The organism is Acinetobacter sp. 766875 (assembly GCF_000582055.1).
Classification (GTDB): domain Bacteria; phylum Pseudomonadota; class Gammaproteobacteria; order Pseudomonadales; family Moraxellaceae; genus Acinetobacter; species Acinetobacter nosocomialis.
In genome coordinates this window covers 182,937-196,323 of record NZ_JEXX01000004.1, presented here as the reverse complement: position 1 = coordinate 196,323, position 13,387 = coordinate 182,937, and the positions used below count along the sequence as shown (strand labels likewise).

Below are 13,387 nucleotides of genomic sequence, written 5' to 3'. Positions count from 1 at the left end.
CTATAAATGCTTTTAATGAGTTGAAGTAGTATATCGAGCTTTCATTTGTTCGATGAGTTGATCTTTTTCAGTCCAGAGTTCATGTACCCATTGTTGAAAACGCTCACGGTAAACTGGGTCATCTTCGTAGTTACCGCCGAGTACCCAAGCTGGTATTTCAATTTTACGAAGATTTACCGCAATTTGTGAAACATCACCTAACCAGAAATCGCCATAACCTGGTACACCGTCAGGGTAAACAATCGTCATATCAACTAAAGCATCAATTTTGTCGCCTAAAATATTTAAAGCCAGTGCCAAACCACCTGCTTTAGGTTTTAGTAAGTGTTTATATGGCGAATTTTGTTGATCATGTTTTTCCTGAGTAAAGCGTGTACCTTCCAAATAGTTTAATAATGTAAAAGGTTGGCTTAAGAGCTGTTCGCATGCTTTACGTGCTTCCATCATATCGCGGTCTTTTAATTCAGGGTTTTTCGCGATTTGCTCTTTGGTATGACGTTTCATCATTGGGAAGCCTAAAATTTTAAAGGCTTGACCAACGAATGGAATAAAGATGAGTTCCCACTTGGTAAAAAAACGGGTAAGTGGCATACGGGTTAAGCCGAAATACTGGTTTACAGTCGTATCAACCCAACTTTGATGGTTACAAGTCATTAAGTAACGGCCTTGCATACTTAAATCAAGACCTTCGTCGATCGTAATGTCCCATTTTAAATTAGGTAGAACATGGTCAATGAGCCAATTGTTGACACTGAGCCAGCTATTTGTAATTTGAATGTTGGTTTCATCTACTTTGGATGATTTTTTAAATAACTTGGTTAAACCCAAAGCCAATACAGGTGGTCCATGAAAAAAGGTGCTACCTGTAATGACTGTACCGACAGTGAGTCCACGTGTAATTTTTTTTAGCGCAGATTGCTTATTGGGTGCAGTTGACATATAAATGGCCCCGAATATCCAAAATCCATAGAAAGTTGTTCAACTATAACTATCATGAAATGAAATACAACGGTATCTTAGACAACAATGAAGAAATTGTGATGAGTGCACGTCTTAAAGTGCATCAAAATATTACAAAAAACTAACTAAACTGTTTATTATTAACAAAATATCAATGTTTTATACTTCCTTTTTGTTTCATTATTCATCCAGACAACAAAACACACAAAGTGAGGAGGCATGCAATGCGTGCATTAGTTATTTCAACAGTCGTAGGGGCAGCAGTAGTACTTTCTGGTTGTCAGACAACAGGTAACAACCTTGGTGGAATTGAATACGATAAAGCCGCATTAGGTACATTAATCGGCGCAGCAGCAGGTTATGGTATTTCTAAATCAAGTGCAAACTCTAGCCGTCAAAACAACCGTGCTGCGGCAATCGGTGCAGTTCTTGGTGCAGCTGGTGGTTTATATCTTGACCAAAAAGAGAAAAAATTACGTGAACAAATGGCGGGTACTGGTGTAGAAGTAGGCCGTAACCCAGATGGTTCTGTTCAATTGATCATGCCTGGTAGCATCACTTTTGATACGAACAAATCAAACATCAAGCCAAACTTCTATGCAACTTTGGACAAAGTAGCGCAAACATTGGCTGAAGATAACAAGAGTGCGATTTTAGTTACTGGTTACACAGATAACACAGGTAATGACTCTATCAATATTCCATTATCTCAAGCACGTGCTCAATCAGTTAAAATCTATTTAGCTGGTAAAGGCGTTTCTTCAAGCCGTATCGATGCACAAGGTTATGGTTCTTCTAACCCAATCGCAGACAACTCAACTGCTTCTGGTCGTGAACAAAACCGTCGTGTAGAAATCAGCATTTATGCTAAACAATAAGATTTAATTTATTGTTTCAAAAACCACCTTCGGGTGGTTTTTTTATGGGTGCAGTACAAGAAATAATCACGACATTCTGCGGCGCATAAATTGCATTATTAGACATCATTTATACATATCCGTAGATTTACTATTGGGATTCTAAAAAAGAGATGACTATAATCATGCTCGAAAAATTAAGAGGTAATACACGATGTCATCTGCCAGTCAATTGAACGACAAGCAAGAAGAAGCCATGAAATATACTCAAGGCCCTTTATTGGTGCTTGCTGGTGCTGGTTCAGGTAAAACATCGGTAATTACTCGTAAAATTGCCTATTTGGTGCAACATTGCCGTATTCCAGCGCATCGTATTACAGCGATGACCTTTACCAATAAAGCTGCACGTGAAATGAAAGAGCGTGTAACCAAGCTTTTATCACGCGAAGAAGCAAAAGGTTTATCAGTCTCGACTTTCCATACTTTTGGTTTAAATCTTTTACGTTTAGAACTTAAAAATTTACCTTTAAAAGCCAATTTTTCGATTTTGGATGCAGATGACTGTAAACGTATTTTGATGGATCTGATGCATCGCGATAATTTATCAGGTGCAGAGAGTAAAGAGTTAATTGCCAAGGCAATGAAGAAAATCTCAGATTGGAAAAATGATCTGATTTTGCCAGAACAAGCACATTCGACGTGTGAAACACCCGAAGATGTTCAATTTGCCCATCTTTACCAACTTTATGAGCGTAATTTACGTGCCTACAATGCAGTCGACTTTGATGATCTAATTGTTATGCCAACACGATTACTGCAAGAAAATGCAGAGGTACGTGATAAATGGCAAAACCGTGTTCGTTATTTATTGGTCGATGAATATCAAGATACCAACACTGCACAATATATTTTAGTGAAACTATTGGTTGGTGTAATGGGGCAGTTTACTGCCGTTGGTGATGATGACCAGTCGATTTATGCATGGCGAGGGGCGAAGCCTGAAAACATGGCTTTGCTTAAACAGGATTTTCCAAATTTACATATTATTAAGCTTGAGCAAAATTACCGTTCGACCAGCCGTATTTTGAAAGCTGCAAACTGTGTGATTCAAAATAACCCGCATATTTTTGATAAGAAATTGTGGAGTGATAAAGGCCATGGCGAGGTCATTAGAATTATTACTTGTCGTAATGATGACGATGAAGCTGAACGCGTAGTTAAAGACTTGCTGACTCATAAACTTATGAATGGTAAGAACTGGAAAGATTACGCTGTGTTATACCGTGGAAACTTTCAGGCGCGTGTATTAGAAACCCAGCTTCGCCAAATGCAGATTCCGTATAAGCTCTCTGGTGGTACATCATTCTTCGCTCGTGCAGAAATTAAAGACGTAATGAGCTACTTGCGTCTGATTATTAACCCTGAAGATGACAGTGCTTTCTTACGTATTATTAATACCCCTAAACGTGCAATTGGCCCAGTTACTCTTGAGAAGTTAGGTTTATTTGCGCAAGAAAATAATTTGTCTTTACTTGGTGCTTCTTCTGACCAACGCTTAAGCATGGTCCTTCCTAAAAAAGCAGAAACTCAATTGCATGAGTTTGCTGACTTTATCGCGACATTTACGCGTGAGTTGCTAGAAGATGATGAGCCTGTGCCTAAAGTTCGTCAAATGATGAATGAGGCAGGTTATATCGACTATATTCGTGAGCAGTCTGCAACACCTGCTCAAGAGAAAAGTAAGCTTGATAACATCGAGAATTTATTTACCAGTATTCAAAATCTGATTAATCGTGCAGAAGATGTTGATGAAAAGAACATTGAAAGCGTTATTCGAAAACTGGTCTTGCTCGATTTGTTAGAACAACAGCAAGAAGAAGAGGACACTGACAAAGTAAACCTACTTACTTTGCATGCAGCAAAAGGTTTGGAGTTCCCATTTGTGTATATTATGGGACTTGAAGAAGAGCTTTTGCCGCATAAGAACTCGATTGCAGCTGAAACCATTGAAGAAGAACGCCGTCTTATGTACGTGGGAATTACCCGTGCACGTCAAGGCTTAACTTTAACTTTGGCAGAACAGCGTAAAAATGGTGGTCAAATGAAACAAATGCCCCCAAGCCGTTTCCTTGATGAGCTTCCACAAGACGAACTCGAATGGTTAGGGCGTAAAAAGAAAATTGCAGCAAATGTTGATCCTAAAGAACAGGCTCAACAATATTTGGCAAATTTAAAAGCTTTATTAAAGCGTTAATTTTTTTAATTTTTAGGAAATCCCATGAAAGTTCAAGTTAAATTGCTCGATCCACGTTTAGGTAAAGAATGGCCTTTACCTTCGTATGCAACAGCAGGATCAGCAGGTTTAGATTTACGTGCCTGTTTAGATGAAGCAATTGATATTGAACCAGGCCAAACTGTATTAGTTAAAACAGGTATGGCAATTTATATTCATGATGTGAATTTTGCTGGTTTAATTTTACCGCGTTCAGGTTTAGGCCATAAACACGGCATTGTTCTGGGTAACTTGGTCGGATTAATTGACTCAGACTATCAAGGCGAATTGATGGTTTCAGTTTGGAACCGTGGTCAAACCACATTCCGTTTAGAACCAGGTGAACGTTTAGCACAATATGTTTTAGTCCCAGTTGTTCAGGCTGAGTTTGAACAAGTAGAGGAATTTGAAGAAACTTTACGCGGTGTTGGTGGCTTTGGTCACACTGGTAAACAATAATTAACTTATAAAAAATAATGAAAAGAAACGCCTGTTTTACAGGTGTTTCTTTTTATACCTTGAATGTTACAATGAATTATATTACAACACGCTTTACTCATACTCTTTTAACTTTTTTAGCAAATACCTTTTTGAATACTCTATATTTTTGCGATAGATCAGATTGATCTTTAAATAGAAGATACGCTATGAATGTAAGACACTCATTCCCAAAAAATATTTTCCGTGCTTACGATATTAGAGGCAAACTTTCTTATTTAACTACGGATGTCGTCCGTTCAATTGCCTATGGATTGGCACAACAATATAAACAAGCAGAACAAACTCAACTGGTCATTGGTTATGATGCCCGTCTCACAAGCCCAGCTTATGCGCATTTAATTGAAGAGATATTAGTAGAGCAGGGCCTCACAGTTACAAACATTGGTTGTTGCTCAACTCCGATGATGTATTACATTGCACGTGAGTTTGGTGGTAATGGAATTATGGTGACAGCTAGCCATAATCCAAAATCAGATAATGGTATTAAGTGGATTTTAAGAAGCGAACCTCCATCTCCAGAAATGATTCAGCAAGTAGGTGAGTTCGCGCAAACTTATGTTCCTACTCATCCGATTTCATTATTAGAATTATCAACCCCTCAATTTAAATCAGAATTTTGCAAAAAATATCAGCAAGCCATCTTTGACGACATTCAACTCAAACGTCCATTAAAAGTAGTGCTGGATGGTTTACATGGTTCGGCAGGGCACTGTGCGAAACTGGTACTTGAAAAGATGGGCTGTGAGGTTATTGCCTTACGTACGACGCCAAATGGCGAATTCCCTGATCATGCGCCAGACCCTTCACATGCTGCACATTTGAAAGAGTTGCGTAAAACAATTGTCGAACAAAGAGCAGATATTGGTATTGCGCTTGATGGTGATGGTGACCGCGTCGTATTACTCGATGAAAAAGCCAACATACTTACAGCTGATCGGTTACTGTCGCTATTTGCACAAATGTGTCTGGAACAGCAGCCCGATAAAGAAATTGTATTTGATGTGAAATGTTCGCTTATGGTTCAAAGAACCGTAGAGCGACTCGGTGGTAAACCGAAAATGATTCGTACAGGTAGCAGTTTCCTCCGTTCATATTTGTCTAAGTCCAAAGGCCTAGCCATTTTTGGTGGCGAATATGCTGGCCACTATGTGTTTAATGACGGACGTGGTTTTGGGTATGACGATGGTATATATGCTGCACTGCGTGTAATGGAATATTTCACCGGGTCTAGTGCGGCAACAGTTTCGGATTTATTTTCTATTTATCCTGAAAGATGCTGTACCGAAGATACCTATATTAGTACTCACCAATCAGATCCTAAGCATGTACTGCAAGACATTGAAATTTTGAGCCATCGTTTAGGCGCTCATATTAGTAAAATTGATGGCGTACGTCTTGATTTTGATGATGGTTTTGGCATTATTCGAGCATCAAATACGGGTGAGTATTTTACCGTAAGATTTGACGCTGATAGTCCTTTGCGTTTAAAGGAAATCCAGCAAAAATTTATTGATATGTTGCAAGAGCGTTACCCGCAAATTGCACAAGAACTTTCTGAGGCCTAATAAGGAGAGGCGCAATGCCACAAGATCAGCATCTCGGCGTCGACAAAGCAAAAATCTTGATTGAAGCTTTGCCATATATTCAACGTTTTTCTGGTAAGACGCTGGTGGTGAAATACGGTGGTAATGCGATGACTGATCCGGAATTGGAAAGTTCATTTGCTCGCGATATCGTTTTACTTAAAACTGTAGGCTTAAACCCGGTTGTTGTACATGGTGGTGGCCCACAAGTTGACTCTTTCTTGAAGCAATTAGGCCGTGAGTCTGACCGTATTGACGGTATGCGTGTAACCGATGAAGCCACTATGGAAGTGGTTGAAATGGTATTAGGCGGTAGCGTAAACAAATCCATTGTTAATTTAATTAATAAACATGGTGGACGTGCGATTGGCCTCACGGGTCAAGACGGCAATCTTTTACGTGCCCGTAAATTATTAATGGAAAAGCACGAAGAAGACGGTTCTATCAAACATATCGACTTAGGTATGGTGGGTGAAGTGACTGGGGTAAAAACAGACGTATTGGAGATGTTTACTCAAAGTGACTTTATTCCTGTTATTGCTCCTTTAGGCGTTGATGAAAAAGGTAATACTTACAACATTAATGCTGACTTAGTAGCTGGCAAGGTTGCTGAAGCACTGGGTGCAGAAAAATTAATTCTGCTTACGAATATTACCGGTGTATTAGATGAAAACAAAAATCTCTTAACCGGATTAACAACACAAGAAGTTGACCGTTTAATTGAGACAGGTGTGATTTACGGTGGAATGATTCCTAAAGTAGGTTGTGCACTAGACGCTGTAAAAGGCGGTGTCGTGAGTGCTCATATTGTTGATGGCCGTGTACCGCACGCGACATTACTTGAAATCTTTACAGACCATGGTGTAGGTACGCTCATTTCTAACCGTACTCATTCAGCCCACTAAAATTATTATTTTCATTAAAAGATCACGCTAAGTGGTCTTTTTTTATGCCATTTAATTTTGGTCATTTTTTTGTCATGAGCTTTGACTAGTGTAGGGGGTGTCACTAGGAGCGTTCATTATGCTGGAAAAATTTAATCAATATCGCCAAACGTGGACTTTACCTCTAAATCGCCATAAGGCTACGAATCAAACACAATTTCGCTTTGAATGGGTTGATAATTTAAAAGAATTACAAGATGTACAACGGTTTCGTGCACAACAATTTAGTAAACAGTTCGGTATTCATTTTGAAGATAACTTAGATCAAGATATTTACGACTTTAGCTGTGAGCATGCAGTATTACGTGAGAAATGGACGGGAGAGATTGTAGCTTATACACGCCTCAAACTCTTTCAGGGCCATGAAATTGCACAAAGCTATAGTGCTCATGAATTTGATATTGTTCCCCACTTATCACATTTGCCAAATGTATTGGAAATAGGGCGTACCTGTGTACATCCACGTTTCCGTAATGGAAAGGCCCTTTCAACGTTATGGTTGAATCTTGCACCTAAAGTGTTGTGGTCAATGCGCGCTAAATATTTAATGGGCTGTGTCAGTATTCATCTGCAAGATAACTTGGCCAGAGCGTACTATACGCACCGTCAGATTCAGCAATTACCAGACAGTAAAACCATCGATATTCGTTCTAAAAAAATTTATGAACCTGAATATCCTGAGTTTAGCTTTCCTCAAGATGAGCGCATGCCGAAACTGTTTCAAATGTATTTGAGTATGCAGTCTAAACTATCTAAAGATGCCTTTTTTGATGCTGAATTTAATTGTCTCGACTATTTTGTATTTTTGGAAGTGAATAAAATCGCAACTTCTTTTGTAATGAACAAAATGGCTCAGCGATAAAGATATCTTATATTTTGTAATAGCGAGCGCATATTGGGATTTACAAGCTATTTTACTCTCATGCACAATAGTATGTATGAGGTAATGAAGCGAAAAGTTTAAAACAATATGTGCCAGCTATTAGGAATGAATTGTGCAACACCAACGGATATCACTTTTTCTTTCCGTGGTTTTTCACAGCGCGCAGGAATTACCTCTGACCATAGTGATGGTTTTGGTATAGCCTTTTTTGAAGACAAGGCATGCCGATTATTTGTAGACAACCAGTCTGCAGTTGAATCACCAATTGCTGATCTTATACGTAATTATCCTATCAAATCACGTAACGTAATCGCGCATATTCGTAAGGCAACCCAAGGTAAAATTACACTTGAGAACTCACATCCTTTTATTCGTGAGCTATGGGGACGTCACTGGATTTTTGCTCATAATGGCGATTTACATGATTTTAATCCACCCTTGAGTGGGCGTTTTACACCAGTAGGAAATACTGATAGTGAAAGAGCATTTTGTTATTTATTAGACCAGCTTGTAGAAGTATTTGGCTATGAAGAACCAAGTCTTGAACAGATATTTGAAGTGCTAGAGAAAATTTCTCCACAAATTGCAGAATATGGCACATTTAATTTCTGTTTATCTAATGGCAAAGCTTTATTTAGTTATGCAATTACTAAATTGCATTGGCTCGTTCGTGAATATCCATTTAATAATGCGCATTTAATCGATTTAGATGTCGAAGTCGATTTTAGTCAAGTAACGACTCCTGAAGATCGGGTTGCAGTAATAACCACTGAGCCTTTAACACATAATGAAAATTGGACAGCATATCAACCTGGTGAAATGATTTTATTTCAACATGGCCAGCCTATAAAAAAAGCAATAACACATGTTGAAAGATTAATACGTGAAGAAAAAAATCCTGAACTTAAACGTATTACTCGTGCAGATCAATATTAAATTTTTAGTAAAAATAAAAGTAATTGCTTGACTAATATATATTTCACTTAATTAACAATAAAGTATTCTGTTTAAAAAATACTTTATTGTTTTAGTCGGTTAATATTATTAAATATTTTATAAATCAAAAACTTAATTAATTATTTATTTTTATTTATATAAAGCCGACAAAATAGGTTTGTTTTTATTTATACCCTTTAAAGATAAGATGCGTTTTATGCAACAGTCATTGAACATCATTGGGGGTGGTGTATGAAAATGAAATGGGCTTCAGAATATAATACGGGTATTGATGTTATTGATGAGCAACATAAACGAATACTAGATTATATTAATGAGATTGATGATGTAAAAGATGATGAAGATAGACGTCGTATTAAAGATGTTTTAGACAATATTATCGATTATACACAGTCACATTTTACCTTTGAAGAAAGTTTGCAAGAAGAAGCTGATTATAAATATAGAGTACCTCATAAACGCGTACATGACTTGTTTATTAAAAAAATAGAGTTATATCGTGAGCGTTTTGAAATGGGGCATACTATAGAAGCTGAATTACAAGAAATTTTGGCTAAATGGTTAATTAATCATATTCAACATGATGATGCTGATTATGTAGGAGCAGTAAAAGAAAATATGATGGGGATTATTAGAGAAAAAGAAAAGAAGAAAGGAAAGAACTGGTTCGCCCGTTTTTTCTCATAAATTTAACTCGAAAAACTCTAATATACAGTTAGCGCGGCAAACTATCGTTTCGGTGGTTTGCTTTTTTTATTGTGCAGACTTTGATTTTCATGCATGAGACGGGCAAAATATCTAAAGACTTTTTCAAGGAATGCATAATGCAGGACATACCTATGTCACGTTGGTTATCGCCTCTTATGGCGTTTTGCTTATCTTTTGTCATCATGGCCACTTTGGCACCAACCATGGGCATCCAGATTGATCGTCAGCTCGATTTCTGGTTATTGTGGTTTGGCACAATGTTGTTATTGGCATTACCAGTTTGTTATTTGGAAATTGCTTTAGCAAAACGATCTAAAACAACCGCTTTAAATGCGTTATCGAGTTTAACTCGTGAAGCAGATAGTTCACCTAAATGGCGCGTGGTTGGCTGGCTTGCTGTTGTTTTTATTCCTTTCTTAGCGGGTAATGTACTGAGCACTGCAAGCAATATATTAGTTGCGCAGTTTGCCCCAGGCGTTTCCGGTCAAATCATTTTTGCGGGCCTTGCAGTTGCTGCCTTGGTCTTATCATTTATTCCTCGTCAAATTCTTGTTTTGTTAATGACCATAGGGGTAATCGCTTCTATTGTGTTGGCAAATATGATGGGTACCACGTTACAGCCTTGGCATTGGACCAATGTAGAGTTTAAAGAGTGGGGCAATGCAACCGTACTTGCGCTTGTAGCGAGTGGTTTAGGTTTAGGACTTTACTGGCAAAATAGTGTTGGCACTGTTCAGACTCAAGAAGGTGCAACTAAAACTGTTCTTCCAATTTGGTTAGCTCAGCTCATTGCTGTAATTGCTTTTGGCTTCTTCTCGCTTCAAGCTCAATTACCTGTCTTGACATGGGTATTTACTGGCGTGATGACATCAGCGTTATTTGTGCAGTTAGCAAGAGAACAACTTGCTCAGCGTCAGCTTATGCCTGTTTTACAATGGGTGATTCTTATTGTTGCGATTGCAGTTTGGGCTGTGCCTGAACTTCATAACTTATTTACGTTGATTCTTATGCTTTGGGGCTTACTCATTAGTTTGATCTATGCAATTTTTGCAGGTTGGATTATGAAAATTAGTCACTTACGTAAATCGATGAATTTCAGCAATGAGTTTTTTTATAACCTATGGCGTATTGCTGTACGTATCGTATTGCCGCTTTCAATTATTGTGGCAATGATTGCTGTAATTGGGCAAAGTATCTAATGGAACGCATTCAACAAGTTTGGGTTGCGTTTGCAGCGCCAGAGCAACAGTTTCTAATCTCTGTTCCATTTGAAGAGGGAATGACTGCTTCACAGGCAGTTCAAGTCAGTGGTTTATCAAGTCAAGTTGATTTGCCTGAACCACTTCAGCTCGGCGTTTTTGGAGTAAAAGTAGAAGCTGATGCCGTGCTACATGCAGGTGATCGAGTTGAGGTTTATAGACCTTTAACGATTAATCCAAAAGACATTCGTAGAAAACGTGCTGCGAAGAACCCTGTAGGCAGATACATTAAAGGCAATCGCTTTAAGCAATCAGCTCAATAAGCAAAACCCCTCAAGTTTTTTCACTTGAGGGGTTTCTTTTTATTAGAAAAAACGATTATAGTGGTGGGGCAGTTAAAATTGCTTCTTTAGAAGCAGGTAAACCTGGTTGCGATTCTGGAATAGTCTCTAAACCTTCAATTTTAGTTACGGTTCCAGTTCCATCAAAGTAAATTTTTAAATGCTGACCATGTGCTGCGGGGATTTTCGCTTTTTTAGCATATGTTCCCGGGATATAGTTGTAGATATAGTCCCAACGTTGTGGATTGAGGGGATCAGTCACTGTTGGGCTACCAAGCAAAAAGCGCACTTGCTGGAAATTCATGCCGACCTGTACTTGAGAGGCTTGAGCTTTAGTCAATGGAGTCCCTTGAGGAATATCAACCTTATATACACCAAAGATTGAACAACCAGCTAGGAGTGAAGTGACGAATAACGTCAGCACGAGTTTTTGCATTTTGCTACACTATCCCAATAAATTATGATGCATTTGATCAAAGGATAGATCATACTTCATATAAATTCTATTGCCTATTCCAACTTGAGATTTGTTGAGAGACCTTTTTTCATGCCTATTTCCAATCAAGATTTGCGCAAAGCTGGACTTAAAGTTACCCTTCCACGAATTAAGATTTTGGAATTATTAGAAAATTCAAAACAACATCATCTTAGCGCTGAAGATATTTACAAGACTTTGTTAGAGCAAGGGGAAGATGTCGGACTTGCGACAGTTTACCGTGTGTTAACACAATTTGAAGCTGCGGGTATTATTCAACGTCATCATTTTGAAAATAATCATTCTGTTTTCGAAATTATGCAAGAAGACCACCATGATCACTTAGTTTGCCAAAACTGCAACAAAGTTATTGAATTTACTAATGATGTTATCGAGAAAGAACAGCATTCTGTAGCAGAACAACATGGGTTTACCTTAACGGGTCACTCATTAAATCTCTATGGTTACTGTAATGAACCTGAATGTCAGGATGCATTGCGCAAGAAATAATCGTTTTCACACAAAGAAAACAAATAAAAAAAGGAAGGTTACGTTTAACCTTCCTTTTTTTATGAAGAAATTACTGACGATCAAAAGTTAAATGCTGTTTTTCGTCTGTTATTTGATCAGGACCTTCATTTGCAAGCTTAATCGTTAAACGTAAATCGTTTGGTGAGTCGGCATGTTTAAGCGCATCTTTATAAGTAATTTGGCCTGCTTTATATAAGTCGAATAAAGCTTGGTCAAAGGTCTGCATACCAAGCTCACGTGAGCGTTTCATCAAGTCCTTAATTTCATGAATTTCACCTTTACGGATATAGTCTGAAATTAATGGTGAGTTAATTAAGATCTCAATCGCTGCACGGCGTGAATTACCATCTGGTGTTGGAATAAGCTGCTGTGCAATCATGGCTTTTAAGTTAAGAGACAAGTCCATGTAAAGCTGGCTATGACGGTCACTTTCAAAAAAGTGAATAATACGGTCAAGCGCTTGGTTGGCATTGTTGGCGTGCATTGTAGCTAATACAAGGTGTCCTGTTTCAGCAAAGCCAATTGCGTAGTCCATGACTTCACGAGAACGGATTTCACCAATTAAGATGACATCGGGTGCTTGTCGTAATGTATTTTTTAAAGCAATTTCGAATGAGTCCGTATCAATACCGACTTCACGTTGAGTAATAATGCAGCCCGCATGTTCGTGAATAAACTCAATCGGGTCCTCAATGGTAATGATATGGCCTTTAGAGTTATGGTTACGATGGCTGATCATTGAAGCCAATGAAGTCGATTTACCTGTACCTGTTGCACCTACGAAAATAATAATGCCGCGTTTGGTCATCGATAAATCTTTAAGCACAGTCGGCAACTGTAAGTCATCAATTGAAGGAATTTTCGTTTCAATTCGACGTAGTACCATACCCGGCATGTCACGTTGCTGAAAAGCACTGACACGAAAACGCGCCGTTTTATCGCGGTTCATGATGGCAAAGTTACATTCACGAGTCTCTGCAAATTCTTTACGCTGTTTTTCACTCATGATGGAATGTAAGAGTTGACCAATTACTTCACCTGAAAGGCTATTTTTTGAAATTGGAACAATTTGCCCGTTAATCTTCATTGATGGTGCAACACCATCTGTAATAAACAGATCGGATGATTTTTTTTCAACCATCAGGTTGAGCAAGTCATTAAAATCCATAATTGTAC

The 13,387-nt window shown here is 38.3% G+C and carries 14 protein-coding genes; 11 read left to right on the top strand and 3 right to left on the bottom strand.

Features of this window, described 5'->3' with window-relative positions; all coding sequences use genetic code 11:
- Window positions 1-12: 12 nt before the first annotated feature.
- A complete protein-coding gene (gene yihG, locus J576_RS06150) occupies window positions 13-939 on the bottom strand; it encodes a 1-acylglycerol-3-phosphate O-acyltransferase, YihG family (RefSeq protein ID WP_002051994.1) in 927 nt (308 codons plus the stop codon).
- Between the two features lie 245 nt (window positions 940-1,184).
- Between yihG and J576_RS06145 the strand changes: the two genes are divergently transcribed.
- The 10 genes from J576_RS06145 to J576_RS06100 all read left to right on the top strand — a co-directional run bounded on the left by J576_RS06145 (window position 1,185) and on the right by J576_RS06100 (window position 11,187).
- On the top strand, window positions 1,185-1,838 hold the full coding sequence (locus J576_RS06145; RefSeq protein ID WP_002052040.1) for a YiaD family glycine zipper/OmpA-like lipoprotein: 654 nt from the start codon (window positions 1,185-1,187) through the stop codon (window positions 1,836-1,838).
- A 193-nt stretch (window positions 1,839-2,031) separates the two neighbouring features.
- Window positions 2,032-4,071 (top strand): UvrD-helicase domain-containing protein, encoded by a 2,040-nt coding sequence (locus J576_RS06140; protein ID WP_031955816.1) that lies wholly within the window; start codon window positions 2,032-2,034, stop codon window positions 4,069-4,071.
- Between the two features lie 24 nt (window positions 4,072-4,095).
- Window positions 4,096-4,548: a dUTP diphosphatase gene (gene dut / locus J576_RS06135; RefSeq protein ID WP_002052045.1), complete on the top strand. Its 453-nt coding sequence runs from the start codon at window positions 4,096-4,098 to the stop codon at window positions 4,546-4,548.
- Between the two features lie 188 nt (window positions 4,549-4,736).
- Window positions 4,737-6,155 (top strand): phosphomannomutase/phosphoglucomutase, encoded by a 1,419-nt coding sequence (locus J576_RS06130; protein WP_002052060.1) that lies wholly within the window; start codon window positions 4,737-4,739, stop codon window positions 6,153-6,155.
- 14 nt (window positions 6,156-6,169) lie between these two features.
- Window positions 6,170-7,078 (top strand): acetylglutamate kinase, encoded by a 909-nt coding sequence (gene argB / locus J576_RS06125; protein WP_002052003.1) that lies wholly within the window; start codon window positions 6,170-6,172, stop codon window positions 7,076-7,078.
- A 118-nt stretch (window positions 7,079-7,196) separates the two neighbouring features.
- Window positions 7,197-7,979 carry a GNAT family N-acetyltransferase gene (locus J576_RS06120; RefSeq protein WP_004710230.1) on the top strand — a complete coding sequence of 261 codons (783 nt, stop codon included), beginning with the start codon at window positions 7,197-7,199 and terminating at the stop codon, window positions 7,977-7,979.
- A 108-nt stretch (window positions 7,980-8,087) separates the two neighbouring features.
- Window positions 8,088-8,936 (top strand): class II glutamine amidotransferase, encoded by an 849-nt coding sequence (locus J576_RS06115; RefSeq protein ID WP_025467937.1) that lies wholly within the window; start codon window positions 8,088-8,090, stop codon window positions 8,934-8,936.
- A 252-nt stretch (window positions 8,937-9,188) separates the two neighbouring features.
- The gene (locus tag J576_RS06110) at window positions 9,189-9,644 is read left to right on the top strand and encodes a bacteriohemerythrin (protein WP_000782976.1); all 456 of its coding nucleotides are present in this window, start codon (window positions 9,189-9,191) and stop codon (window positions 9,642-9,644) included.
- Between the two features lie 152 nt (window positions 9,645-9,796).
- Window positions 9,797-10,864: an SLC5/6 family protein gene (locus J576_RS06105; RefSeq protein WP_002052061.1), complete on the top strand. Its 1,068-nt coding sequence runs from the start codon at window positions 9,797-9,799 to the stop codon at window positions 10,862-10,864.
- A complete protein-coding gene (locus J576_RS06100) occupies window positions 10,864-11,187 on the top strand; it encodes an RnfH family protein (protein ID WP_002052062.1) in 324 nt (107 codons plus the stop codon). Before J576_RS06105 ends, J576_RS06100 begins: the two co-directional genes overlap by 1 nt.
- Window positions 11,188-11,242: 55 nt before the next feature.
- On the opposite strand, the gene J576_RS06095 is transcribed toward J576_RS06100, so the two are convergent.
- Complete coding sequence (locus tag J576_RS06095; protein ID WP_001170994.1) at window positions 11,243-11,641, bottom strand: outer membrane protein assembly factor BamE; 399 nt, start codon at window positions 11,639-11,641, stop codon at window positions 11,243-11,245.
- 111 nt (window positions 11,642-11,752) lie between these two features.
- Here J576_RS06095 and fur point away from each other — a divergent pair, with 111 nt between their 5' ends.
- Window positions 11,753-12,190 carry a ferric iron uptake transcriptional regulator gene (gene fur / locus J576_RS06090; protein ID WP_002052029.1) on the top strand — a complete coding sequence of 146 codons (438 nt, stop codon included), beginning with the start codon at window positions 11,753-11,755 and terminating at the stop codon, window positions 12,188-12,190.
- Window positions 12,191-12,260: 70 nt separating this feature from the next.
- Here fur and J576_RS06085 read toward each other — a convergent pair whose 3' ends face one another.
- A complete protein-coding gene (locus tag J576_RS06085; RefSeq protein ID WP_002052019.1) occupies window positions 12,261-13,379 on the bottom strand; it encodes a PilT/PilU family type 4a pilus ATPase in 1,119 nt (372 codons plus the stop codon).
- Between the last annotated feature and the right edge of the window lie 8 nt (window positions 13,380-13,387).